General features: G+C 69.7%; 30 protein-coding genes. 7 read left to right on the forward strand and 23 right to left on the reverse strand.

The genetic code is table 11. The features are described from left to right. Positions 1–69 precede the first annotated feature (69 nt). Complete coding sequence (locus AB0B28_RS08040; protein WP_360118413.1) at positions 70–255, reverse strand: hypothetical protein; 186 nt, start codon at positions 253–255, stop codon at positions 70–72. Continuing rightward, on the reverse strand, positions 252–560 hold the full coding sequence (locus tag AB0B28_RS08045) for a hypothetical protein (RefSeq protein WP_360118416.1): 309 nt from the start codon (positions 558–560) through the stop codon (positions 252–254). The genes AB0B28_RS08040 and AB0B28_RS08045 overlap by 4 nt, the downstream gene beginning before the upstream one ends. A gap of 146 nt (positions 561–706) precedes the next feature. Here AB0B28_RS08045 and AB0B28_RS08050 point away from each other — a divergent pair, with 146 nt between their 5' ends. From AB0B28_RS08050 to AB0B28_RS08075, 6 genes are all read left to right on the forward strand, one after another. Then, the gene (locus AB0B28_RS08050) at positions 707–1432 is read left to right on the forward strand and encodes a helix-turn-helix transcriptional regulator (protein WP_360118419.1); all 726 of its coding nucleotides are present in this window, start codon (positions 707–709) and stop codon (positions 1430–1432) included. Then, positions 1416–1796 (forward strand): DUF296 domain-containing protein, encoded by a 381-nt coding sequence (locus tag AB0B28_RS08055; RefSeq protein WP_360118422.1) that lies wholly within the window; start codon positions 1416–1418, stop codon positions 1794–1796. Before AB0B28_RS08050 ends, AB0B28_RS08055 begins: the two co-directional genes overlap by 17 nt. A 430-nt stretch (positions 1797–2226) precedes the next feature. Continuing rightward, positions 2227–2610: a hypothetical protein gene (locus tag AB0B28_RS08060; RefSeq protein ID WP_360118425.1), complete on the forward strand. Its 384-nt coding sequence runs from the start codon at positions 2227–2229 to the stop codon at positions 2608–2610. A gap of 48 nt (positions 2611–2658) precedes the next feature. Then, complete coding sequence (locus tag AB0B28_RS08065) at positions 2659–3354, forward strand: hypothetical protein (RefSeq protein ID WP_360118428.1); 696 nt, start codon at positions 2659–2661, stop codon at positions 3352–3354. Between the two features lie 9 nt (positions 3355–3363). After that, a complete protein-coding gene (locus AB0B28_RS08070; protein ID WP_360118431.1) occupies positions 3364–3747 on the forward strand; it encodes a hypothetical protein in 384 nt (127 codons plus the stop codon). Between the two features lie 13 nt (positions 3748–3760). Beyond that, positions 3761–3904: a hypothetical protein gene (locus tag AB0B28_RS08075; RefSeq protein WP_360118434.1), complete on the forward strand. Its 144-nt coding sequence runs from the start codon at positions 3761–3763 to the stop codon at positions 3902–3904. Positions 3905–4157: 253 nt separating this feature from the next. Here AB0B28_RS08075 and AB0B28_RS08080 read toward each other — a convergent pair whose 3' ends face one another. Both AB0B28_RS08080 and AB0B28_RS08085 read right to left on the reverse strand, forming a co-directional pair. After that, complete coding sequence (locus AB0B28_RS08080; protein WP_360118437.1) at positions 4158–4397, reverse strand: hypothetical protein; 240 nt, start codon at positions 4395–4397, stop codon at positions 4158–4160. Between the two features lies 1 nt (position 4398). After that, positions 4399–4623, reverse strand: a complete 225-nt coding sequence (locus AB0B28_RS08085; RefSeq protein WP_360118440.1) for a hypothetical protein — start codon at positions 4621–4623, stop codon at positions 4399–4401. Between the two features lie 54 nt (positions 4624–4677). Between AB0B28_RS08085 and AB0B28_RS08090 the strand changes: the two genes are divergently transcribed. Continuing rightward, on the forward strand, positions 4678–4935 hold the full coding sequence (locus AB0B28_RS08090; RefSeq protein ID WP_360118443.1) for a hypothetical protein: 258 nt from the start codon (positions 4678–4680) through the stop codon (positions 4933–4935). Here AB0B28_RS08090 and AB0B28_RS08095 read toward each other — a convergent pair. The 19 genes from AB0B28_RS08095 to AB0B28_RS08185 form a co-directional block, all read right to left on the reverse strand. After that, positions 4932–5297 (reverse strand): hypothetical protein, encoded by a 366-nt coding sequence (locus tag AB0B28_RS08095; RefSeq protein WP_360118446.1) that lies wholly within the window; start codon positions 5295–5297, stop codon positions 4932–4934. The genes AB0B28_RS08090 and AB0B28_RS08095 overlap by 4 nt on opposite strands. Continuing rightward, complete coding sequence (locus AB0B28_RS08100) at positions 5297–6163, reverse strand: N-acetylmuramoyl-L-alanine amidase (protein WP_360118449.1); 867 nt, start codon at positions 6161–6163, stop codon at positions 5297–5299. The genes AB0B28_RS08095 and AB0B28_RS08100 overlap by 1 nt, the downstream gene beginning before the upstream one ends. A gap of 64 nt (positions 6164–6227) precedes the next feature. After that, on the reverse strand, positions 6228–6983 hold the full coding sequence (locus AB0B28_RS08105) for a hypothetical protein (protein WP_360118452.1): 756 nt from the start codon (positions 6981–6983) through the stop codon (positions 6228–6230). A 1-nt stretch (position 6984) separates the two neighbouring features. Further along, positions 6985–9369 (reverse strand): hypothetical protein, encoded by a 2385-nt coding sequence (locus AB0B28_RS08110; RefSeq protein ID WP_360118455.1) that lies wholly within the window; start codon positions 9367–9369, stop codon positions 6985–6987. Positions 9370–9391: 22 nt separating this feature from the next. Further along, positions 9392–10756, reverse strand: coding sequence for a hypothetical protein (locus AB0B28_RS08115; RefSeq protein ID WP_360118458.1), 1365 nt, complete (start codon positions 10754–10756; stop codon positions 9392–9394). Between the two features lie 16 nt (positions 10757–10772). After that, complete coding sequence (locus tag AB0B28_RS08120; protein WP_360118461.1) at positions 10773–11639, reverse strand: hypothetical protein; 867 nt, start codon at positions 11637–11639, stop codon at positions 10773–10775. After that, on the reverse strand, positions 11639–14188 hold the full coding sequence (locus AB0B28_RS08125) for a hypothetical protein (RefSeq protein ID WP_360118464.1): 2550 nt from the start codon (positions 14186–14188) through the stop codon (positions 11639–11641). Before AB0B28_RS08125 ends, AB0B28_RS08120 begins: the two co-directional genes overlap by 1 nt. A gap of 216 nt (positions 14189–14404) precedes the next feature. Then, a complete protein-coding gene (locus tag AB0B28_RS08130; protein ID WP_360118467.1) occupies positions 14405–14932 on the reverse strand; it encodes a hypothetical protein in 528 nt (175 codons plus the stop codon). A 12-nt stretch (positions 14933–14944) separates the two neighbouring features. Continuing rightward, positions 14945–15688 (reverse strand): IPT/TIG domain-containing protein, encoded by a 744-nt coding sequence (locus AB0B28_RS08135; RefSeq protein WP_360118470.1) that lies wholly within the window; start codon positions 15686–15688, stop codon positions 14945–14947. A 9-nt stretch (positions 15689–15697) separates the two neighbouring features. Beyond that, positions 15698–16144 (reverse strand): minor capsid protein, encoded by a 447-nt coding sequence (locus tag AB0B28_RS08140; protein ID WP_360118473.1) that lies wholly within the window; start codon positions 16142–16144, stop codon positions 15698–15700. A gap of 16 nt (positions 16145–16160) precedes the next feature. Beyond that, on the reverse strand, positions 16161–16505 hold the full coding sequence (locus AB0B28_RS08145; protein ID WP_360118476.1) for a hypothetical protein: 345 nt from the start codon (positions 16503–16505) through the stop codon (positions 16161–16163). A gap of 5 nt (positions 16506–16510) precedes the next feature. Next, entirely contained in the window at positions 16511–16828 is a 318-nt protein-coding gene (locus AB0B28_RS08150) for a hypothetical protein (protein ID WP_360118479.1), read from the reverse strand. A gap of 4 nt (positions 16829–16832) precedes the next feature. Next, positions 16833–17252 carry a hypothetical protein gene (locus AB0B28_RS08155; protein ID WP_360118482.1) on the reverse strand — a complete coding sequence of 140 codons (420 nt, stop codon included), beginning with the start codon at positions 17250–17252 and terminating at the stop codon, positions 16833–16835. 2 nt (positions 17253–17254) lie between these two features. Further along, positions 17255–17644: a hypothetical protein gene (locus AB0B28_RS08160; RefSeq protein ID WP_360118485.1), complete on the reverse strand. Its 390-nt coding sequence runs from the start codon at positions 17642–17644 to the stop codon at positions 17255–17257. Continuing rightward, positions 17644–18015, reverse strand: a complete 372-nt coding sequence (locus AB0B28_RS08165) for a hypothetical protein (RefSeq protein WP_360118488.1) — start codon at positions 18013–18015, stop codon at positions 17644–17646. The genes AB0B28_RS08160 and AB0B28_RS08165 overlap by 1 nt, the downstream gene beginning before the upstream one ends. Before the next feature lie 16 nt (positions 18016–18031). Then, entirely contained in the window at positions 18032–18874 is an 843-nt protein-coding gene (locus AB0B28_RS08170; RefSeq protein WP_360118491.1) for a P22 coat protein - protein 5 domain protein, read from the reverse strand. 10 nt (positions 18875–18884) lie between these two features. Beyond that, positions 18885–19463 carry a hypothetical protein gene (locus AB0B28_RS08175; protein WP_360118494.1) on the reverse strand — a complete coding sequence of 193 codons (579 nt, stop codon included), beginning with the start codon at positions 19461–19463 and terminating at the stop codon, positions 18885–18887. Positions 19464–19550: 87 nt separating this feature from the next. Next, on the reverse strand, positions 19551–19742 hold the full coding sequence (locus AB0B28_RS08180) for a hypothetical protein (RefSeq protein ID WP_360118497.1): 192 nt from the start codon (positions 19740–19742) through the stop codon (positions 19551–19553). Next, complete coding sequence (locus AB0B28_RS08185; protein ID WP_360118500.1) at positions 19739–21811, reverse strand: phage minor capsid protein; 2073 nt, start codon at positions 21809–21811, stop codon at positions 19739–19741. Before AB0B28_RS08185 ends, AB0B28_RS08180 begins: the two co-directional genes overlap by 4 nt. Positions 21812–21814: the final 3 nt, after the last annotated feature.

A 21814-nucleotide genomic window follows, 5' to 3' on the forward strand; every position in this document is an offset into this window, starting at 1 on the left:
CCATCCACCTAGGCCAGGAGAAGAGGTGGGCCGCCGCGTTCTGGCGCTCGCGGCGGCCCGGGGGGCGGGTCAGCCGTCCTGGGGAGCGGTACGCGCCGCCTGGGTGATGATCAGGGCCGCCTCATCGAGGGCGTCTTGTCGCGCGCGGGCGCGGGCGCAGTACCACTCCAACGGACGCCGCTCGACACCTTCGGGCATCGGCACGTCCCACGCGGGGCGTGCGCCCGTGAGGTAGCCGGGGATCGGGTCGGTCATATCGCACCCCAGGCGTAGGCGAGACGGGTACGGACGCGGCCAGCCTGGCGCTCCATCCATTCGGTGCCGCGGCCCGCGAGCACCTCCGCCGACCACTTCACTACCGCTTCGGGGGTGCCCCCGCGCGCGACGGTCCCGGCGTCGAGCTCGCCGCCGTCGTCAATGAGGCGAAGCAGAGCCGTGCGGGTTCCGGAGTCCCCCCAGATCTCGAGGTTGCCGCCGTCAACGGCGAGCGGGCCGCCGACGAGGTTGAAGCGGCCGTCAACCTCGGGAGGTTTCGGATAGCGGGATCGGCTGGGCGGCATCGGAGTCTCCATCAGTCGGTCACTCGGACGGGCCTGTCCTCTCACGACCCGTGTATGTAGTCTGAGACACAGGACACGCAGGCGGGAAGCACGACGCTGTTGGCAAACAGCGGCCGCCGTTGGCAAACGGGAGTCGACCCATGCGGATGAACCAAGCACTCAGGCACGCTAGGAACGCCGCGGGCCTGTCGTTCGCCGCGGTCGCCAACGCCGGCCTCATCGACCGCGGCACGCTCTGCAAGGTCGAGCAGGGCAAACGGACCCCCACCGAGAACGTCATCCGCGCCTACGAGAAAGCACTCGGGATGCACCGCCGCGAAATTTTCACCCTGGCCGCCGCCGCCCTCGGCGTCGCGCTCACCGCCGACGACCGCGAGACCATCGGCGACCTCTACGCCTCCATAGCCAGCGGCGACGACACTCCCTTGGCGACCGTCCAGACCACACACGCCGTGGACCACTCGATCCAGGCGCTCGCGATCCGTGAGAAGCGCACCGTCAACCGGCTCCGGGCCTGGCTGCACGACGGGGGCACTGCCGAGCTCCGCGTCAACGCCGCTGGCATCCTCGCCAAGACTCGGAAGATCGACCTCGCCGACGAGGTCGCGCTCGCGCTCGCCCGCGACACCGACGCCCGCGGGCTATACCTCGCCGCGGTGCGCCGCCGCGTCGGCGACGACCCGGCCGACCTCGCCGCCGAGCTGCGCAACGACCGGGACTCCGGTGCACGCTGGTGCGCGGCCTGGCTGCTGGCCGGGTCCGGGCAGACGCCAGCGCTGGCGCAGGCGATGCGCACCGAACCCTCCCGGGAGACCCTCCGGGTGATGGCACTAGCTGCGACAGGAGCACTACACGATGACGTTCAGGATTGAGGTCACCGGCGGCGAGCTGGTCGAGGAGCTGACCCGAGAGTTGACCGAGCGCGGCGTGAAGGAGGCGGGCATCGTGCTCGTCGGCGGGGTCGACCGCTTCACTATCTCGAACATGGCCGCGAAGAACGTCCTTGAGGACGTCGAAACGACCTACGACCAGCCCGGCGAGCTGACCGGGACCGGGGAGTGGCGGCCCAAGATCGAGGGCTCCCAGCTGCACCTGCACGTCACGTGCGGGACCGAGGGCGACATCGCGCGCGCCGGGCACCTGCACGAGGCGTGGATCGAGACGTTCTTTGTGCACGCCTACGTGACCCAGCTCGTGCCCGCCCCGGAACGGCGCACGGGCAAGGCGTGGTCCTAGAACGAAAAGCGGCGGCCGCTCCCGACGAACGGGGCGGCCGCTTCACGTTGTGTCACGCTGTCCGGGACGGTGGGGTGTCACCCGATCGGGGGATGTGTCTATGTGAGGTGTGCTCGCTACGCTGAGGCAGTCCCTCGTGGACGTGGTCCTCGCCTCGGCGGGGCTGAGCCTGCATAGGTCAGGCGGAAAGCATGTTCCCCGCTGCTGCGGGGATGAGCCACGTTTCAGATGGGGATGACCGTGTTCCCTGCCTCGGCGGGGGTGGCCCTGGCATCAAGCCAGGGCCTTTATGTTTTCCTCGGCCTCTACCAGGTGTGTTTCATCTGTTCGGGTGAATCCCACCCCCAGGCTTGTACAATCACCGTACAGTGATGTACGATGGTTGTACACCGAGGGGGAGATGGTCCCCCACCCGAGATCGGAGCACGACATGAACACCACCCCCGAATGGGCCGCGAACTCCCAGGTCTATGCCGACTACCTCGCCGCCAGCACTCGCTGCGCCGCCGCGTTCGCGCCCGCTCCCCAGATCCGCACTAACGCCTGGACCCACCCCGGCACCGGCGAGGTCCGGTACTACCTGGACACCGACGACCTGGCCGCCGCCGCCGGCTACGACCCCGCCGCCCGCGTCCTCGCCGGTGTCGACGAACACCTCTCCAAGAACAATGTCCGCCACATCGCTGACTACCTGTACCGCGCGAAGTTCTGGGTCGACGCCGCTGGCGTCCTCCACCAGAACGCGACCGGCCTTCACTTCACCTACCGCGAGGCGTTCGAGGCCGCGATCGACCGCGCCGACATCATCCGCTAACCCACCACCCTGGGGGCGTGAGCCCCCGGGGACCGAAAGGACCAAGCCGTGACCGACTGGAAACAGGCGCTCGCCGAGGCCACCGCCGGACGCGAGCACGCGCGCGCCATCGAAGAGCAGGCGATCCGCGACGCCCGCGCCGCCGGTGCCACCACTACACAGATTGCCGAGGCGCTCGGGATCAAATCCAGGTGGCGGGTCACCGAGGCCGAACGCAACAGCGCCGACCCGGCCAGCCCCGTCCTCGGGCCCGTGGTGTACCTGCGGGGAGCGGGCAGGAGCGACGAAACGTGGGAGCGGATGCGGCAGGCGATGTGGGCGCGCGGCTGGCACACCACCCCCGACCGCACTGCTGCCTGGCACCTCGCCCGCGGCGGCCACCCCACCGTCCTCGTCGACTTCTCCACGACCGTCAGCGGGGTCATCGTGACCCCGGTCGTCGCCAAGTACGTCCAGGACGAGGCTGAACTCGTCGCCCCGAAAGGCCGCGACGGCCACCCCTACCTGGGCACCCGCACCCCAGAGCCGGTGATCGACGACCCGGAGGGACGCCCGAATCCGGCCCCGATGATCGTCCCTGACGAGGCGGTCGCCCGCGCCTACGACGAAGGCCGCAACTACATCCCCAAAGAGGAGCTCGTCCCCGGCACGCCCCGGCCTGGCGTGCGCCGTGTCCTCGACGTCGAGCGGATCGCCCGCCTCGTCGCCTCCGAACTCTCCCGACACCCGGGCCGCGACCGATAGGAGCCCGCCATGACCTTTACGCTTCCCGACCACATCGCACGGCAAGTCACCCTCTACGCCGAACGCCGCGGCATCACCCCCGACCAGGCGGCCGAGCGGCTCGTCTCCCACGGATTGACCGAGATCGGCGCTTGGTGGCTCGGCGAGGATCCGACCGCCTTCCCCTACCACGTCGAGCAAGCCGAGATCGGCACCGACGGTGACGGGGAGCGGCTGATGCAGCCGGGATGGTCACTTGTCCAGGGCGCAGTCAGCCACGCCGAGGCGCGGGAGATCCTCGCCGAGACCGCCGGCATCGACCTAGACGCCGTCGCCACACTCCCGCTGCGGATGCCGACCCGCGGACCGAAGCCGTTCAGCACCACCGTCTACCGGATCGTGAAAATCGCCTAGAAGGAGCGAACCCATGACCACGACCATCACCGCCGAGGACCTGCGCGACCTCATGGCCGCCGACAACGACCGCGAGTCAGGCGACGCCTACCGGCTCACCCTCGCCATCGGCCCCAACGGGCGACCTGATCATCATCGCCCGAGGCGACGCCAGTAGCCGTGACGCACGGATCGTTACCGACGCCGAGGCCGTTGCTTCCTACGTCGGCGATCTGGACGACGAGTACGCCTCGGAGCTGCTGGCGAGCTTCGCCGAGGAGCTGACCGCCGAGCTGGCCGGCGGGGAGTAGCCGGACACGACGAAACCGCCGCCCCTCCGAGTGGAGGAGCGGCGGTTCGTACTGGTCTTGGCGTCGAGTCTGCCCGGCCCCGGCGGCCGCGGGTATCGGCCGATCGGGTCCGGATCTCGCCTACTCGGCGTCTGGCGGCTCCTCGCCGGGGTCGCGGAGGTTCGCGAGCGCGATGACCCCGGCGGCGATGGCCGCGACTCGGGCGACGTGGTCGACCAAGCCACCGGCCGGGCCGACACCGTAGGCGTCGAGGACCGCGAGGGTGATCATGCCGAGCACGACCACCGCGAACACGGTGCCGCGGAAGCGCTTGGGGATGAGGGTCAGGAACCTCCGGACGAGGTTGAACGCCTGCTGCATGTCAGTCCTCCGTGTTCTGGCGGGCGAGGGCGGCGTTGCCCCAGAGCATCGCCTCCTCGCAGGCGGTGAGCGCGAGAGCCTTCTCGCGGCCTTCGGGGAGCTTCTCGTTGAGGAAGTCGGCCAGCGCCTTGCAGTGCTGGCGGACGGAGGTGTGCGCGTCGCGCTTCTCCTCGGTCGTGGCCGGGTGGAACGCGAATCGGTGTGCGATATCGGCGGGGCTCGCCATGCTGCCTCCTGAGGTAGTTTCGTACAGGTGTCGGAAAAAATCTCGGTTGTGATCATGGACCACACGATCCCGGGGACGGTCGACGAGCGGCGGTGGCGCCAGCGCGGCCACTGGGGGACGTGGCGGGACTACGTCCTCGACCTCGGGGCGCTTGATGACGGCCGCTGGTACGTCCGCCAGCTCGCCCACGACCTCGTCGGGCCATGGCGCGCCGAGGTCTACGCGACCGAGAAGGACGCGCGGACAGTCGCCGCTGCGGTCCTGGCCGCTGCCCGGCCAGTGCTTGAGGCCGCGGACTACCGCGAGATCTAGGTGGGGAGGTCGCCGCCGAGGCGCGTGACCTCGGCGGCGAGTACGGTCTCGCGCTGCTCGGCCCGGTCGAGGCGGCGGCGCAGTTCGGCGATGTCGTTGTCGAGCTGGTTCCCGCGCTCGTCGGCGCGCGCGAGGTCGGCGCGGAGCCGGGCGACTTCGGCGCGGGACGCGGCCAGTTCGGCACGTAGCTCATCGAGCAGTTCCCCGTAGGCGCCGTAGATCTGCTTGTGCGCCTCCTCGGTGATCTGCCCGACCTGCGCCCGTCGGAGGCGGCGGCTGACCAGCGCGGTCACGAACGAGGCGCCCGCCCCAGAGAGTGCCGAGGAGCCCGCGAGCGCGAGGGCGATCTCGACCGGCTCCATTAGGTCACCGGGTTCTCGAACGCGGCCCGCCACGTCGCGGGGCCGGGCTTGCCGTCCGGTTCGAGGCCCTGGTCCCGCTGGAAAGCGATGGTCAAGACCTTGTACTCGGGGCCATAGAACCCGTCGTTCCCGGAGCCGCCGAGGTACCGCTTGCCCTTGCCAACCGGCCACCCGCGTTTGCGGAGCTGCTCGCCGAAGATCTTCAACCACTCTCGGTCCGTCTTCCCCTTGAAGACGCGGCCGAAGTAGCCCGACACGGACGAGCTCGGCCCGCCCTTCGGACCGAAGTAGTGGCCGGCGGGGAGCGGGAACGAGTACTTCGGGCCCGGCGCGGGCTTCGTGCCCTTCGCGGGCGTCGACGGCTTCGGGGCCGGTGTCACCGACCCGCCGCCCGGCTTGTGGCCGGCGAGCTTCGACTTCGCCCACGAGTGCAGCGAGCCGCCGGGGCACGCGGTGCTCCCGAGGTCGCGGTGACCGTAGACGGTGAGGGCGCTGCCCTTGCGCTTGCAGGCCTCTTGGTAGAGCCACGCGACCGCGTCGAGCGCCGCGTCGGTGGGCAAGCCGGACTCGTAGTTGCCGATGACGCAAACGCCGACCGTGGCCGTGTTGTGGTTCGCGGCGTGCGCGCCGACGCCGAGCCAGCCGCGCCCCATGTAGATCTTCCCGGCCTTGTCGACCAGGAAGTTGTATCCGATGTCGGACCAGCCGTTCGTGTCCATGTGGTAGCCCTGGATGGCTTTCACCGTCTGGTCGGCGCTCGCGGCGGAGTGATGCACCACGAACCCCTTGCGGGAGCCCCAGGTCGTCTGGTGGACGGTGCTCTTCGCTTTGCGGGCGCCCCACGCGGCGCGGGAGATGATCTGCATGATGATGATGCCTCTCTGAGAGTGGGGTCGGGGTGCGCCGCCGGCTCGGCGGCGAAGATGGGGGTTAGGACTGGAGGCCGAACAGCCGGTCACATTGGATGCGCGCACGGGTAGCGCCGCCTGAGCAGTGCAAATACAGGTCGAACCCCTGGCTCGACCCGGGAGTGATCGCCGACCCCCACCCAGGCACCGGCACCACCTGTGTGAGTCCGCCAGCGCTCGTAGCGGCGGTGACCCCGCCGATATCCAGACGCCAGGTTGCGCTTCCGCCCCCGATGGTGGTGGTGGAGACGCCGATCGACACTCGGGGGTGCCACACCGGGTTGATCCCCTGCATCACCTTCGTCGCCGTCGTGTTCGCAGTGGACGGCCACAAGGAGCCGTTGCCCTCCCCGAAGCTCTGCGCCTCGAACGACGGCACGAGCCGGTAGTTCAGGTACGGCCTGCCGAGGCCGTGCCCGGTCTCGCCGTCGTTGGTCATGACGTAGTTGCCGGCGTTGTCGTACAGCGCCCACGTCTGGCGACCGGTGTCTCCACCCAACAAGAACGCGCTCGACCCGGTGTCGAACGCGAACCGCCAGCCCCTCGATTGCGTCCCGAATGCGACGTCACCCCAGTAGGCGACGGTGACGCCGTCCTTCGATACGAGTTTGAGTTCGCCGCCGTCGATGGTGATCGCGCCGCCGATGACGCGCAGGCCCCGGGCGCCGATCGAGGCATCCTCCAAGCGGCGCCCGGACAGGAGTTCGCGGAGCTTCTGCTCGAGCTGCTGGACTCGTCGGGCCAGCTGCCCGTCGAACGCGAATTCAGACGCCGGCATGTCAGGCCTCCAGCAGGATGGTGGGTTTCACGATCTGGGCTTCGGGGTCGAGTTCCCAGGCGAGGACGCGGCCGCGCACGGCCCGCCCGAGCGGGTCGAGGTGCCCCCACAGGTCGAGGTTGACGGTGTCGCCGATGTTCCAGTCGACGCCGAGCCGGGCCGGTTCGATGTTCGCCCGGCACGTGATCACCACTGATTTTGTGCCCTCCCGCAGCTCGGCGAGCTTGCGGCGGGCGTGCGCGTTGAGCACCGAGGGGTTCTTGATCGAGGACGAGGGCTGGAACCGGTACTCGTACCGTGGGATACCCGCATCGAGTTGGAACTCGTCGCGGATCCGCGCCGACGTAGGCGTGTCCTCGCCCTCGCCCGAGGTGTAGGCGAGGATGTCGTTCGCGCCGCGGCCATCGGAGTAGTCCCACGTCCAGTCGTAGTCGACGTAGACCGGGGAGATCGACGACAGGGTCACAATCGGGTCGACGCGCCCGATGCGTTTCCGCAGGCGCGCGACCTTGCGGACGTGGGTCTGCCGGCTGTTCGTCCACTCCAGGTCGATGGTCCAGTCGGGGCCGTCCTCGACCTCCGCGAGCTCGGAGACCCGCTGGAACACGAGGCCGTTTTCGTCGTCGAAGTACTCGCGGTCGCGGACCGTCCCGGTGTCGGGGGCGTCGACGACCAGGCCGATCCCGTGCTCGTTGTTCGCGTCGCCGATGAGCCCGGCCCAGATGCGGGCCTCGTCGACGCCGGTCCATTTGTGGTCGCCGACGTAGCGGCGGTTGAGGTAGCCCTCCAGGGAGACGAGCCCGAGCTCCGCGGTTGGGGCGGTGCCCCCGATGGGCTTCAAGAGGATCCCGGCCCAGGCGGGGACGCCGTTGACCACGGCGACGTACATCGTCGTGCGCGGCTCCAGGATCCGGTCGGCCAGGCCGAGCAGACGCCCCGGGCCCGCCGTCGGCAACGGCAACGTGAGGGTGGTCTGCCAGTAGTTCGACAGGGCCCGCCCGAACGTGCCCTTCACCATCGGCAAGTGCGCGATTTTCGCGCCCGACACCAGGTCGCAGGCGTACCAGTCGACCCGGTTCGTCGCGGTCGCGGTCGCCCCCGGGACGGGTGTCGGCGCTGGCGGTGGCGTGGGCTGCCCGGTCGCGAAGCTGATCGTGTGCTGGCGCCAGACGGCCATCCCGGAGTACCCGGTGAGGGTCATGGTGATCTGGGAGCCGGTGTCGTCGACGGTGACCATGCCCCACTGCGAACGGCCACCCTGGAATCCCAGGTCGTACTGGGAGCCGGAGGCCTCGGAGGGGGTGGCGTCGATCGACGCGCACAGGAGCACGGGGAAGCCGCCCCAGGGGTTGGCGGCGCCGGAGGCGAGGCCGAGGGCGTGAACGTCGGCGGTGAGCATGACCATTGACGACGCCCACGACCGTGTCCCGCCCGAGGAGGGGACCGCGATCGAGGTGAGCATGGTGGCGAGCTCTTGGCGTTCGGTGGTGAACGAGGACCAGGTGTCGACGTGGCCGCCGAGCCACGGGGTGGGCATCCACCACACCAACGCGACCGCGGTCGTCGTGGTCAAGATGCTGCGCATCCAGTCTTTCTGCGCCTGCCCCAACATGGTTTTCGACGCGTTGTCGGCCGCGCCGTTGGGGGTCCGGTCATACCTCGTGTCGGCGAGGATGTGGAGGGTCCGGTCGATCTGCCACGCCCGGTAGACCGGCCCGGCCGCGCCCATCGGGTAATGCGGCATGAACTCGCGGACGACCTGCGCGAGGTTCGGTTTGTCGAGGCTGGTGCCGTCGGAGTCGTTGCCGCCCACGAAGTCGTGGTCGTCGTAGCCGACCTCGGTGGGGACGCGCAGGACCGCCGCCTGGTGGGGTTGGCGAAGCACGTCACGGTAGATCGCGCGGATCGTCCCGACCGTCCCGTCGGGCACATAGACGCCGTCGCCCGGGTTGCCGTAATGCCAGTCCCCCAGGCACACACGCAAGTCCGCGTCCACGCCCGCGATCTGAGAGAGAACCGGCGGGTTCGAGCCGCGCGTCGAGGGCAGGACCGTGGTGTCCTCGGCGGGGTAGTCAGGGGTGAGCCCGGCGTCGCCGAAGCCGACCACCCGGTGGAGGCCGGTCGACCCGGTCGGCCGGAACGTCGTGAACCGGCCGATGCGGTCGGGGTCGGTGTCGAGGGTGCCGTCGTCCTCGATCGCGCACCAGTACTCCGTGGCCGGGGCGAGCCCCTCGACCGAGAAGTGGACGGTCCCGGCGGCGTTGATCGGGACCGGCCCGACCCACTGCGGCGAGTCCAGGTTCTGGTTGGTGGAGACGGCGAGTCGGGCCATCGCGCCGTCGATCTCGCCGGTGACGCGCACCGATGTGGGGGTCGGCGCACCCACCCAAATCCACTCGGTGCCCACCCTATTCTTCCTCCTGGTAGGAGCCCTGCACCGTGAGGAACATGCCGGAGGCGAGCATCGTGCCGGTCATGTTGTTCAGGTTCGGGGTGGTGCCGTTGTCCATGCGGAGTCGGTCCCACACCGCCCCCGAACCGCCCGTGAACGAGACGGCCTGCCCGGCCCGGTTGCCGCCCGAGCCACCCGAAGCGCCCTCGACGGCCATCTCCACGACCTGCCGTGTCGCCCGGTTGATCGCCGTCGGCGCGGTGACCGTGAAGTTCGCCGAGCCCGACCCGGCCGAGGAGACCACGAGGTAGACGATGAAGCACACCGTCAACGGGGCGATCCGCTTCCACCGGCCGGTGAGCGTTGAGAACGTCGCCGAGCCCTGCCCGGCGACGGTCGGTGTGTAGATGTTCCAGCCGACCGCCTGCGGCGACGAGGTCATGGCCGACACGTAGGAGTGGTTCACCACGGACGCGACCGGCTGGTACGTCGACCCCGAGTAGCGGACGAGCGTGTCCGTGGAGGCGACGTCCGCGTACATGCCCTCGCGGCGGACCGCGAGCGTGAGCGCGGAGGTGTTGGCCACGGGCAGGATCCCGCCAGCGGCCACAGTGTACTCAGGCGCGTAGGCCAGCGACGGCGGGGTCCCCGAGGACACCGACGGGACGGTGAACCGGGCGAGCTCGAACTCGCCCGGCGGAAGGTCGGGTGCGGTCGCGATCGGCGCCGGGGTGCCGGGGATGAGGTACGTGTCGGCGACGATGAACCCGGTGACGTCCTCGGCGGTGTCGCGGATGCGCCCGGCGAGGAGGTCGATGCGGTTGTTCGTCGCGTCGGCGGCTGCGGCGACGTGCGACGCGGTGGGGATCGCGCACAGGTACGGCCCGCCCTGCGTCCCGCCCGCGACCGGGTTGATGACGATGTTCGTATCGGCGACGGTGACCGTCAGGCCCACGTGGGTCACCGCGTCGGCGGACGAGTTCGCGATGACGCCCGCGCGAGCACCGAACCGGCCGGTCGCGGTCGCCTCCGCTGTCGGCCGGGACTTGTAGAGAAGCCCGCCGAGGGCCTGGCGCAGCTGCTGCCCGGTGTAGACCGCCGCGGCCCGGTCGACCGTGACCTCCCCGTCCGTCTCGAAGGCGACGACGGGGGAGCCGGGGGCGTACCGCAACTGGAAGTCGTCGCCAGCAACGTTCGCGACGTAATAGGGCGCGCCGGGGACGAGGACGCCGTCGGCGCCGCCGTCGGGGCTGGCGGTGACGACCTGTTCGCCGTCGACGAGGTCGTGATCGGCGATGGTGAGCGTGTCGGTGGCGGCGGTGACGGTCGCGACGCCGACCGCGGCACCGGACGCACCGGAGGTCGCAAAGAGCGCAGTCAAGGCCAGGGCCTCCTTTCTAGTGGGTGTTGCGGTAGCGGATGGTCAGCCGCGAGCCGGTGAGGGAGGCCGCGCGGTACTGGATCGTGGCGGCCTGCCCGGCCGGGAGGTAGGGCCACGGGCCGAGCGCGTACGCCGACGACAGGCGCGACACCGAGCTGTTCAGGATCACTTCCTGTGTGCGGGTGTCGATGTCGAGCCATTCGTCGTCGCCGAGCGTCAGGTCGAGGTAGAGGGTCCGGGAGATCCCGCCGACGGTGACCGTGATGTACGGGGACACGACCGGCCCGGTCAGCTGGAACAGGAGCCGCGCGGGCGCGGTGCCGGCGTTGAGGACCTCGACTTCGCCGTCGGCGACCACCGAATAGATACCGAACGGGACCGTGAACGGGACGGAGAGGCCGCCGGTGAGGCGGTAGAGGCCGATCTCGGAGGACTGCTCGGGCCCGGAGTAGATCGTCGGATCGGGGCAGTAGAACTCGGCGTCCGCCCACTGCTGCCCGGTCCGGGTGCGCTCGAACTCGGTAGCGAGCCCGCGCGGGCGCCCGTACATCGCGTACTCCACGCCCCCGGTGACCCACGCGAGCTCGGCCTCGGTGGTGTCGTCGCGGATCGGCGCGAACGCCGCGTCCAGGGGCCAGTGCAGGTTCATGTACCCGGCGGCGTCCTCGCCCGCGATCGAGATCCGGAACGGCACACGCGTGGGGGTGCGCCACTCGGCCGCGGCCCACCCGCCGTCCCCCCACGGGGCGTCGCCTTCGCCGGAGACGCGCACCCCGCGGCGCAGCGGGTTGAACGTGTTGAGCCGGTACGGTGTGCCGCGCCCGAGCACGAGTTCGGTGCCGTTCGGGCGCGTCAGCCGCACCTGACCCTCGTTGAGCGCCATTAGGTCACCACCAGGGAGTTGTCACGGTCCTCGTCGGATCGGGTGCGGCCGTTGGTGCGGATGTCGAGCCGGGCGCGGACGTCGGCGAGTTCGCGGAGGAGCTCGCGGTCTTCGTCGGACAGGCGCGTCACGGGCTCGCCCTGGCCGCCCGGCGGGGCGGGGAGGGTGAGTTCGGCGCCACCGGTTTCGGTGCCGCCGACGATCAGCGCCAGCTCGGACGTCATCGCGCCGAGGACCCCGGCGATGACGCCGCGGCGGGCCCACAGGTCATCGGCGAAACCGTCGATAATGGTCTGTGCGGGGCCGCGTAGAATGGTCCGGTCGACCGATTCGGGGCCTTTCCAGTCGGGGATCTTCGCCGTGAGATCTGAGAATGTGGATTCGACCGACGACCACATTGATTTGACACCGTCGATCAACCCGTTCACGATATCCTTGCCCGCATTCCACAGGAGCGAGCCCAAGTCGCCGAGCGCGGACGTGATCTTGTCGGGGATGCCGCCGACCCACTCGACCAGGGAATTCAGTTTGTCTTTCGCAGCATTGTAGACACCCTGGAACCAGCCGCCGATTTTGGACGCGAGTGTCCCGAACCATGCGAAGATCAGTTTCGCTTCGTTGATTTTCTGGTTGAAGTAGTCGACGATGACGCGGACGATGAGCATCACGGCGGCCTTGCCGGTCTCGAATTGCTGAGTGATCCACTCCCAAATCTGTTGCGCGATAAGAGAAACGAGTGCCTTTCCTTGCTCGAATTTCTCGACGATCCAATCCCAGGCGATGCCCATCATCGCGGCTACCGTGTCCCAGTGCGTTGCGAGGAGCACGATGATCGCGACCAGCGCGACGATCGCAAGGATGATCCACGTGATCGGCGACGCGAACAGTGCATAGTTCCAGGCCCACTGTGCGACGGTGAGGATCACCATGACGAGCTGCAACGTTTTGAACACCGCGACCCCGGCGGCGACGCCCGCGAGGATCGGCAGCAAGACCGGGGAGATCATGATCAGGAAGTTGATGACCCCGCCGAGGGGGATGAGCAGGGTCGACACGACGCTGAGGAAGTCGCCGAAGCTGGAGGCGAGCCCGGCGATGTCGAGTCCCTCGATGACGTCGCCGATCCGGGTGATGACGGTGGTCAGCTGCGGGCCGATGTTGGTGGCGATGTCGCCGATTTTCGGGGCGAGCTGGGTGGCGATCACGGACGCGAGCGCCATGATCACGGGGGTCGCGGCGGCGCCGACCTCGGCCAGCGACTCGAAGAACGTCTGGAGCGCCTCGGCGCCCTCGGCGGTCTTCAACCAGTCGGCGAACTGCCCGGTCACCGACTCGATCGTGTGCAGGAGGCTGCCACCAGCGTCGTTCGCGGCCCCGAACACGCTCGAGAAGATGCTCCCGAGGTTCCCGACGATCGACCCGAGGGTCGACAGGGTGTCTTTCATGACCGCAAGCAGCTCGGTGATCCGACCCGATTCCTGCGCCTTGGTCGCCCAATTCTGGAAGCGGTCGCCGAGCTGCGCGGCCCACGTGCCAGCGTCGGCCAGCAGCGGCGAGGTTTCTTCGAGGAGCGTCCCCAAGCCGCGGATCCAGCCGTCCATGCCGCCGGCCCACGCTTCGAGGCCTTTCTGGGTGTTGGCGAGGACGGCGTCGAGCCCGGCCATGGCCTCTTTCGACCCGGCCGCTTTGAGCGCCTCAACGATCAGCGTGTTGAAGCCCTCGGCGACGCCCGTGAGACCGCCCTTGAGCTTGGGGAGGACCTTGTCGCCGATGACGGTGAGCTGGTCGCCCACCCCCTTCCACATCGCCGACTGCACCGATTTGGTGACCGCTTCCCACGCGGGTTGCATGTCTCTGACCGCGGCGACGACCTCGCGCGCCGGGCCGGGGAGCTTTTCGAGGGCCTCCTCGTCACCAGCGATCGCGTCCCCAAGCCCTTTGAACCCGATCTTCAGGGTGGCGACGGCGGCGACGAGCCCGCCAAGGAACACCGGCGCGGCGACGGCCATACCGCCGACCGCGGTGGCGAGCGTCCCGACGAGGGTGATCAACGGACCCAGTGAAGACGCGGCCCCGGCGGCAGCGGTCGCAATGATCGCGAGGACGGCCGGGAGCGCGACGCGCCGCGCCGAGTTCGAGATGTGCGCGAACAAGTTCCCGAAGGAACTGCGGAGCGCGCCGAGGTGGTCCTCGGTCTCGTTGAGGAACTGCCGCAGGCCCATGCGGGCCCGCCGCCGGAACCCGTCGCCGTACCGTTCGCCGTGGTCCTCGCCGGACTTGATGAACCGGCCGCGCGCGTCACGGAGGCGGCCGTTGGCGTCGCGCATCGCGCCGTCAACGTCGGTCTCCGCCTTGCGTTTGAACCCGTCGCCGTAGCCCTTCCCCGCGGCCTCGCCCTCGGATATGAACTTGCCGCGCATGTCACGCAGGCGGCCGTTGGCGTCCCGGTGGAACTCGGCCATGTCGCGGCGCGAATCCTTCAGGCCTTTCTTGAGGCCGTCGTTCTTCGCGTCCAGGACCGTGAACAGCTTGCCGAGGTTGAGCGCCAAGGGGTCACCTCCTCCTCGGGGTCGGGGCGTCCGGGGTCTTCGGTGGCGGCGCGAGCTTGCGCTGCAACCTGGTGTCCGCTGTGGCGAGCCCGTTCAAACGAATCAGGAACCAACGCCACGAGTACCGTGTGAGGGCGCCACGGGCGCCGAGGTCGACGCCGTACTCGGAGTGGAAATCCGCCTCGATCAGGCCCCAGTGCTTCGAGAGAATGCGGTCTACGGTTGGCTTGGGTTCTTCGTAGAACTCGTAGAACCCCGACGGGAAGCGCCGCCCGCACCCCCACCGGTCTTCTTCTTCGAGCCAGACCCGCGGGATGTCGACTTCTTCGTCTTGGCCTTCGCCCGGCGCTCGGCCCGGTTCTCCCGCGCCTCCGCCTGCGCTTTTCCCGACCACACGTCGGCCGCGTCGTCGGCGTCGGCGAGCATCCACGTGATCGTGGCCTGAAGCGCCCGCTGAAGCGCGGGGGCGCGGACGCCGTCGGTGAGCATCTCGTCATAGGCCGGGCCCATGACCCGGCGCATGAACGCGTGCTCCTCCTCGTCGTTGAGCTCGCCGTCGTCGTCGGGGTCGCGGCGGCCCTCCGCGATGGCCTGACCGACCCGCATCTCGCCCTTGAGCCACAGGACGTCGTCCATCGACGGCGCCTCACGGACGTAGTCACGGCCCTCAGGGTGAGCCGTCGAGCGCAGCGAGATCGTCAGGTCCTCATCGAGGAGGGCATCCAGTTCGGATAGGCGCGGCATGAAGCTCCTCCTCTACGCGAAGACGTACGAATCGAAGGCGTTGTCCACGGACGCGCCGTTGCCGTTGGTGACGATCACGCGGACGGTCGAGGCGGCCACGGCCGGCGTCACCGCCACGATCAGGTGATCGGACACGACCGTGAAGTCCGCTTCGTTCGACGCACCGAACTCGACAGTCTCGGTGTCGGTGAAGTGCGAACCGGCGATGTGGACGAGCGTGCCGCCGGCGGCCGGACCGGTCGAGGGAGCGACGCTCGTGATGAGCGGGACCGGGGAGAGCGTCAGCGGGTTGGTGATCCGCACCAGGTGCGGGTTCTGCGCCCACGGCTTGTAGGTGATCGCGACGCGGTCGAGCTGCTCGTCGTCGCCGCCGTCCGGGGTCCACGTCGGCAGCCCGTACCCTTCGTAGGCGTCGACGCCGCCGTTGCGGTCGAAGTACCGGAAGTGGACGACGGTGTTGCGGCCCGCGTGGGCCTCGGCCCGCGACTTCAGGTAGGCGTGGACGGGGTCGACGGCGTACGAGAGGTCGTCCTCCTTGTAGGAGATCTTCTGCTCGACCAGCCACTCCTTCGCGGTGCGGGTGTAGCCGATCGCGCCGTCCGAGTCATAGTCGGAGTCGCGCTGGTCGGTGTGGGTGTGGCCGTCCTTGAACTCGGTCATGCCCGGCAGCTGCTCCCAGACGTCCGTGCCCGAGTGCGGCCAAGCCGTGTCGATCTGGAAGATGTAGCGCCTCGCGAGCGCGGTCTCGTTGCTCATCAGGGTCTCCTATTCGGTGCGGTACGCGCTCATACGGACTGCCTGCGCGCGATAGTTGTCGGTGGTCTCGTGGCGGTTGCTCTGGTCGACGCCGGGCAGCTCCACACCGGACTGGTGCCGGATCTGCTGGATGCGGACGCCGCCGATGTGGACCCAGGCGAGACCGTGCAGGGCATCTAGGACGGGGTCCCTGAGCGCGAGCACGGAGGCGAGGCCGCCGTCGGCGGCACCGCGGCACTTGACCTGAACGTGCTGGACGGTGTCGGTCCCAGAGTCGTCGGGGCCGGGCTGGTAGGGGGTGAGGATGATGAGCTGGTCGAGCTCTGGCGGCGACCAGCCGAGCACGATCGCGGCCTCGCTGGCGCTGTAGCCGCCGTTCGGTTTCCACACACCGGGCGTGTGGGCGGCGAGGTACTCGGCGAGGCCGACGAGCAGGTCCTCAGTCCACGAAGCCACGAGCGGCACCTCCCGGTTATCGCATGGCCCGGCGCAGGGCCGCGGCGATGATCGCGAGCATGATGTCCCGCTGAATGTGCATGGGGGCTTCGAGGTATTTCGCTTGCCGGCCGGGGTCGTGACGCCACGTCAGCTCCTCGTGCTGCCGGACCGCATAGACCGTGTCGAAGCTGACCGCGCACTGGAGCGCGCCCCGGTCCTTGGAGGCGACACCGGAGCGCTCGAGGGTGCCTTCCTCGATCGGGACGACCGCTTGTGCCTCGTGGAGGAGGTGCAGGGCCGCGTGCCACAGGCCTTGGAAGAGCGCCTCTTCGAGCCGCTTCTCGACTTTCTCGCCGTCCCAGTCGAAACGGACGTACACGGTCCCTACTCGCAGTTCACTTCGATGTGCTCGGGGAGCTCGTCGAGGTCGCCGGCGTCGTGGTTCTTGACGATGATCACGGTCGAGGGGCGGCCGGACGCGAGCGTGACGCGCGACAGCGCGGGGATGGTCGGGCCGGGGTCGGCGTAGAACGTCGACTCCGAGACCGTCTCGGCGCCGGCCTTGTCGCGGACGGTCCGGCGGGCGTCCTCGCACCAGCACTCCACGGTGAAGGGGGCACCGAAGGTGGGGCGGCCGTGACCGTCGATGCCGGTGTACGGCTCGACGGTCACGACGTGCTGTAGGAAGATCTCCGGGAGCACCAGGTCACCTCGACGTCCAGGGTTCGCCAGGGATGAGGCCAGCGCGGCGGAGGATGCTCGCGGCCTCGGCCGAGTACGGCGAGGCGGTTTTGGTGCCGCCGCCGGTGGCCTGGCCGCGGGTGACCGAGGCCGTCCCGATCTTCGCGGACGCGAACTGCTGGGCGCCGGTCGAGTTGCGGTCGCCGATCGCGCGCTGGTAGTCCGCCTGCGCGCACGTGGCTTCCATGAGCGCCTCGACCACGTCGGCCTTGACCGGTCTCCCGTCGGCATCGGTCTCGTAGTACGCGGTCGTCAGGAGCTCGTCGATCCGGCCCGAGGCCGCCCGCAGGGCGCGCTGGGCGCCTGCGGGCGGTGCCGAGGGTGTCCCGCCAGCGGCGAGCCATTCGGCGTATTCCTCGGGTGTGGCGTAGACCGGCTGTGGCACGGCTACTCGCCGCCGTCCCCATCGCCGGGTTCGCTGCCGGCCTGGTCCGCGTCGGGTTCGTGCGAACCGTCGGCGTCGTCGGCTGCGGCGCCGTCGCTGTCCTCGCCGGGCTCCTCGACGGCCTCGGGGGCGTCGGGGAGTTCCTTGAGGTCGGCGAGGGTCATCGCGTCGGCGTCGTCGGGGGTGAGCCCGTGCACGCGCACGGCCCAACCGACCCAGGCCGCCTTGGCGGCGTTCTTCGCGGGCCGCTTGGCCTCGTCGAGCGGCGCGGCCACGTCGGACACCTGCGTGAGGTAGCCCTTCATCAGCCGCTTCTCGATGTCCTTGGGGAGCGGCAGGTCGTACGTGAACACGCTGCCGCCTTCCCCTCGGAGCTGCACAGTGCCGGTCATCAGGTGTTCCGGGGAACCTTGAGTGCCGTCACGGTGCCGGACGTGGTCGACGAGGTGAACCGGAGCGTCCCGTCGTTCTGGAGGAACCGACCGGACTCGAACGGCCCGAAGTACCGGACCGTTTCGGCCGCGACCGAGACGGCGAGGTTGCCCTGCCCGGCCGCCAGCGCGGGCGGGTTCTCGCCAGCGACGACGGTAAAGGTCAGTGCGTTGCTCTCGTGGGTGTTTTCGACGCGCAGGACCGTCAGCTCGGGGCGGGCCCGGACGATCTCCATGTCGTTCGTCGGCGCGGCGACGAGGGTCGTCCCGGCAGGCTGGAGCGTGCTGCCGTTGGGGACGAGATCGGTGTACGGGACCTGTGTGGTTGCCATGATCGGTGTCCTCCTATCAGGTCTGCGAGGCGGTCAGGACCGCGATGTGGTCGGGACGGACGAGCTTCGCGCCGTAGACGTTCAGGCCCTTGACCGCGTCCGAGAACGAGTCCTCGGGCTGGTAGGCCACGGTCTTGCTGATCTGCGTTGCGAAGCTGATCGCCTCGTTGGTGCCGGCCTGGATGACGTAGTCGTCGCCGGTCGGGTTCGGGCACTGGTTCGACTGCGCCAGCTCGAACCCGAGGACGCGGCCCACGCGGCCGTTGCGCAGCGGCTCGGTCGAGCCGGACGCGGAGGCGTCGAGGAACTTCGACTCCTCAAGCAGCAGCGAGAAGAACCAGGGAGGGCCGGTCAGGTAGCGGCCTTCCTCGGGGATGTCGGCCTCGTCGAGCTTGAGCTTCAGGCGCCGGATCTGCGTGTACGCCAGCGCGCCGGAGGTCACCGAGACGGTGCCGAGGTCGTTCGCGGCGACGACGCCCGTGTACAGGTTCGCGACGTACAGGTCCGCGAGCTGAGCGACCCGGTAGGCCGCGCGGCGCATCGCCTTGGACATGACGTCGCCGCGCGCCTGGCGGGCGTCGACGTCGTCGACCTTGAACGCGAAGTACTTCAGCTGGTCGATGACCATGGTGCGCTGCGCGTCGGTGAGCTCCTCGGGGACGATCGACGTCTCGTTGGGCTCGTAGTCGGAAACGGTCGGGTCACCGATGGAGGTGATGCGGACCGTGTCGCCGTACTCCGAGATCTCGCCTTCGTAGTCGCGGTTCACCACGCCCGGCTGGGCGTACACGAGTCGCGTTTCGAGAGCGTCGAGGAGTACCGCCGACCAGATTTCCGGGATGAACCGGTCAATGGACATTGGATTTCCTTTACATGAGGTGTGACAGCTTGCCCTCGGCGTGAGCCTTGGCGATGTCCTTGGGGGACATCTGGGCGAGCTGTTCGCGGGTGATCTGCCCGGCGCCGTTCCCGCCGTTGAAGTCGCCGCCCGACCGCTTGGGACCGGTGAAGGTTTTCGCGAGCTTGTCGACAGCGGACTTGATCGCCGTGGAGTCGACCTCGCCGTCTGCGCCCACGAACTTGGACGAGTCGATGAGGTCGCCGATCGCGGAGAGGTCGACGCCCTTCGCGGCGGCGGCAGCTTTGAGCTCGGCGGCGGCCAGCCGCGACCCGTAGGTCTTGGCGGCCTCGGCGAGCCCGTCGGCCTTCGCGGCAGCGACGGCCTTCTCCTGGTCGGACATGGCCGCGGCCTCGAGCTTGGCGAGCTTCTCGGTCGCGTTCTTGTTGTCCTTGGCGAGCTTCTCCCACTTGCGGGCCTCGGCCTTCCAGTCCGTGCCGTCGCCGTCCCCTGCGGGATCGGTGACGGGCGGCTGCGGCGCTGGCGGCGCCGCGGGCGGGTCGGTGGCCGGGGGCTGCGTGGGCGGCTGGTTGTCGTCGGGCTTGGTCATGGTGATGCGCTCCCGTGCGGGATCGTGCCCTCGGCCGTGCGGCCCCAGGCGGGATGGATGGTGGTGCTGCCTCCGTGCGGAGGACGTCTATTCGTCGGCGTCGTATTCGACGTCATCGCCAACGTGGTCGAGGTATTCGCGGACGAACGCCAGCGCCAACCGGCGTTGGTCGGGGGTGCCGTTCGCGTTGTACGGGCAGGTCTCGATGGGGCGGCCGCGGCGTGCGGCTTCGACGGCGACGCGGCGGGCTTGGTCGAGCTGTACGTCGGTGACGGTCATACGCCCTGTCCTCTGCGGTGCTCGGCGTGCCCGAACAGTTCGGTCCGGTACTGCGTGTAGGTCATGCGGCCGTTGGTGTCGAACCATTCGAGGAGGTCGGCGGACGCGTATTTGCGGGCCCGCGCGGCGTTCCCCGAGAACAGGGTTTTCGGGTCGATGCGGGCGTTGCGGCCTGCGGGGGAGAGCATGTGGCCGCGGGTGGCGTCCTCGGCGGCGAGGTAGGCGAGGTGCACGTATTCGCGGTACAGGCGCCGGATCGTGTCTTCGCGGGTTTCGCCGAGGGCCCGTTCGGCGTCGATGGCGGCGGCCCGGGTCTGCTGGTCGAGGTCGGTGTCGTCGAGGTCGTACACCTCGGCGTAGGCCTGCTGCCACGACTTGCCGGCGTCGACGAGGTCCTCGACGCGGGCCTGTTCGGGCGTGAGGTCGGCGGGCCGGGCCGGTTCGGGGCGGGGTGCCCGGTCGGTGTCGACCTCGGCGGCCGCGGCGGTCGCGCGCTGGCGGAGGGCCGCAGCGCGGCGGTCGCGTTCGGCGGTGATCCGGTCGAGGATGTCGGGGCGATCGGCGTGTTCGCGTGCGTAGTGGTCGAGCCAGCGCTCGCCGAGCCCTTCGAGGTTGATCCCTTCGAGCGGGTCCGGCGAGGCGGCGGCGGCCTGGTCGCGGCGTTCGAGTTCGGCGAGGATCGGCGCGAGGACGTCGGGGCGATCGGCGTACTGGCTGAACAGCCCGAACAGGTCATCATCCGAGCGGGCGGCGAGGCCTTCGAGGTTGACGGGGTCGGGGAGCGTCGGGGCCGCCTCGGTCGCCGGCGCTGGCGTCCGGTCCGGTGTTGCGGGGGGTCGGGGGTCGGGGATGGTGCCTGGTTCAGGTGCGGGACCGTCGTAGTCGACGGCCTCGCGGTGCGGCTGCCGGTGCAGGCCGGTGTCCTCGATGTGCTGGCGTATCTGCGCTTCGCGTCGGCGGACAACACGGTTGCGGGCGGCACGGCCTTCCGGTGTCATCGCCCCGGCGGCGCGGCGTTTCGCCCGGCGGGTTTCGCGTTCGAGCCGGCGGAGCTCTTGCCGGTCGGCGTCGCCTTTCGGGTCCTCAGTGCCCGTGGGGAGGCGGGTCACGCCGGGCAGGTAGATCCCGAGCGAGTGCCGGCAGTTCGGGTGAAACAGGCCCCGCAAGACGGCGTCGCCGAGGGTGGCGTGGACGTCGACGGTGACCATGAGGCCGTCGGTGATGCCGTGCTCGACCTGGCGGGGCCCGGCCGGGCCGACGAGGGACAAGATCTTGCCCTCGAACGGGCGGCACAGCGTGCACTCTTGGGGGGCGTCGGAGACGGTCACGAGGTCGACCCCGGCGGCCCGGAACTGCGAGATGGCGCCCTCAAGGGCGGCGTGCGCGACGGTCGTCCGGGTCGCCATGTCGACGTACGCGCCAAGCGACCAGTTCCGGCCCGCCTTGTCCGTAAACCCGGTGATCCCTTGAGAGAGCAGCCGGTCCATGACGACCTCGCCAGCGCGAAGCCGGGACTTGGTGCCGGCGAGGACGTCGAGCGTCGCGGCGGCCATGACGTCCCTGTAGGCGTCCTGGTCCCAGCGGAGCACCCGCAGGTGGGTTGAGGACATCCGCTGCGTGAGCTCGCCGACGAGGGCCATGATGCTGTCGACGCCCGGCAGGTCCCCGCGCAACGCGTCGAGTTCGGTTTGGAGGCGGCGGTTGCGGCGGCGAGCGATCCCGGTCAGGCGGGTGATGCCGCGGACGATCCGTGACCGGCGAGCAGCCCAATCGACCCACCGGTCCGTGCCCGCGCGGGTCAGCTCGTTCACGGCGGCGTGCGCACCCGACGCGAACGCGTCGAGGACGGCCTCCTCGGCGAGCGCGCGGGCGGGCCCGGTGAGCGCCCGAAGGATCGACTCGGCGGACTCACGCAAGCGCCGGTAGGCGTTGAGTTTCGGGAGGGCCGCGTCGCGCAGGTCCTCGCGGACTTGCCGGGCCAGCGCGGCCGCGAGACGCTCCTCAGCGTCTCCGAACAGGCGGGCGAGGTTGCGGGCGAGCTCGGCGGAGAGCTCGCGCGGCACGGGCATGGC

The organism is Glycomyces sp. NPDC046736 (genome assembly GCF_040645615.1).
Taxonomy (GTDB): Bacteria; Actinomycetota; Actinomycetes; order Mycobacteriales; family Micromonosporaceae; genus Glycomyces.

Excerpts from the sequence above, each read along its gene's own strand:
- AB0B28_RS08120 (WP_360118461.1), bottom strand. The coding sequence starts at position 11,639 with ATGGCGCTCAACGAGGGTCAGGTGCGGCTGACGCGCCCGAACGGCACC.
- AB0B28_RS08160 (WP_360118485.1), bottom strand. The coding sequence starts at position 17,644 with ATGACCGGCACTGTGCAGCTCCGAGGGGAAGGCGGCAGCGTGTTCACG.
- AB0B28_RS08090 (WP_360118443.1), top strand. The coding sequence starts at position 4,678 with ATGGACCACACGATCCCGGGGACGGTCGACGAGCGGCGGTGGCGCCAG.
- AB0B28_RS08085 (WP_360118440.1), bottom strand. The coding sequence starts at position 4,623 with ATGGCGAGCCCCGCCGATATCGCACACCGATTCGCGTTCCACCCGGCC.
- AB0B28_RS08095 (WP_360118446.1), bottom strand. The coding sequence starts at position 5,297 with ATGGAGCCGGTCGAGATCGCCCTCGCGCTCGCGGGCTCCTCGGCACTC.
- AB0B28_RS08170 (WP_360118491.1), bottom strand. The coding sequence starts at position 18,874 with ATGTCCATTGACCGGTTCATCCCGGAAATCTGGTCGGCGGTACTCCTC.
- AB0B28_RS08050 (WP_360118419.1), top strand. The coding sequence starts at position 707 with ATGAACCAAGCACTCAGGCACGCTAGGAACGCCGCGGGCCTGTCGTTC.
- AB0B28_RS08055 (WP_360118422.1), top strand. The coding sequence starts at position 1,416 with ATGACGTTCAGGATTGAGGTCACCGGCGGCGAGCTGGTCGAGGAGCTG.
- AB0B28_RS08185 (WP_360118500.1), bottom strand. The coding sequence starts at position 21,811 with ATGCCCGTGCCGCGCGAGCTCTCCGCCGAGCTCGCCCGCAACCTCGCC.
- AB0B28_RS08075 (WP_360118434.1), top strand. The coding sequence starts at position 3,761 with ATGACCACGACCATCACCGCCGAGGACCTGCGCGACCTCATGGCCGCC.
- AB0B28_RS08175 (WP_360118494.1), bottom strand. The coding sequence starts at position 19,463 with ATGACCAAGCCCGACGACAACCAGCCGCCCACGCAGCCCCCGGCCACC.
- AB0B28_RS08135 (WP_360118470.1), bottom strand. The coding sequence starts at position 15,688 with ATGAGCAACGAGACCGCGCTCGCGAGGCGCTACATCTTCCAGATCGAC.
- AB0B28_RS08180 (WP_360118497.1), bottom strand. The coding sequence starts at position 19,742 with ATGACCGTCACCGACGTACAGCTCGACCAAGCCCGCCGCGTCGCCGTC.
- AB0B28_RS08070 (WP_360118431.1), top strand. The coding sequence starts at position 3,364 with ATGACCTTTACGCTTCCCGACCACATCGCACGGCAAGTCACCCTCTAC.
- AB0B28_RS08040 (WP_360118413.1), bottom strand. The coding sequence starts at position 255 with ATGACCGACCCGATCCCCGGCTACCTCACGGGCGCACGCCCCGCGTGG.
- AB0B28_RS08100 (WP_360118449.1), bottom strand. The coding sequence starts at position 6,163 with ATGCAGATCATCTCCCGCGCCGCGTGGGGCGCCCGCAAAGCGAAGAGC.
- AB0B28_RS08045 (WP_360118416.1), bottom strand. The coding sequence starts at position 560 with ATGCCGCCCAGCCGATCCCGCTATCCGAAACCTCCCGAGGTTGACGGC.
- AB0B28_RS08105 (WP_360118452.1), bottom strand. The coding sequence starts at position 6,983 with ATGCCGGCGTCTGAATTCGCGTTCGACGGGCAGCTGGCCCGACGAGTC.
- AB0B28_RS08165 (WP_360118488.1), bottom strand. The coding sequence starts at position 18,015 with ATGGCAACCACACAGGTCCCGTACACCGATCTCGTCCCCAACGGCAGC.
- AB0B28_RS08060 (WP_360118425.1), top strand. The coding sequence starts at position 2,227 with ATGAACACCACCCCCGAATGGGCCGCGAACTCCCAGGTCTATGCCGAC.
- AB0B28_RS08130 (WP_360118467.1), bottom strand. The coding sequence starts at position 14,932 with ATGCCGCGCCTATCCGAACTGGATGCCCTCCTCGATGAGGACCTGACG.
- AB0B28_RS08080 (WP_360118437.1), bottom strand. The coding sequence starts at position 4,397 with ATGCAGCAGGCGTTCAACCTCGTCCGGAGGTTCCTGACCCTCATCCCC.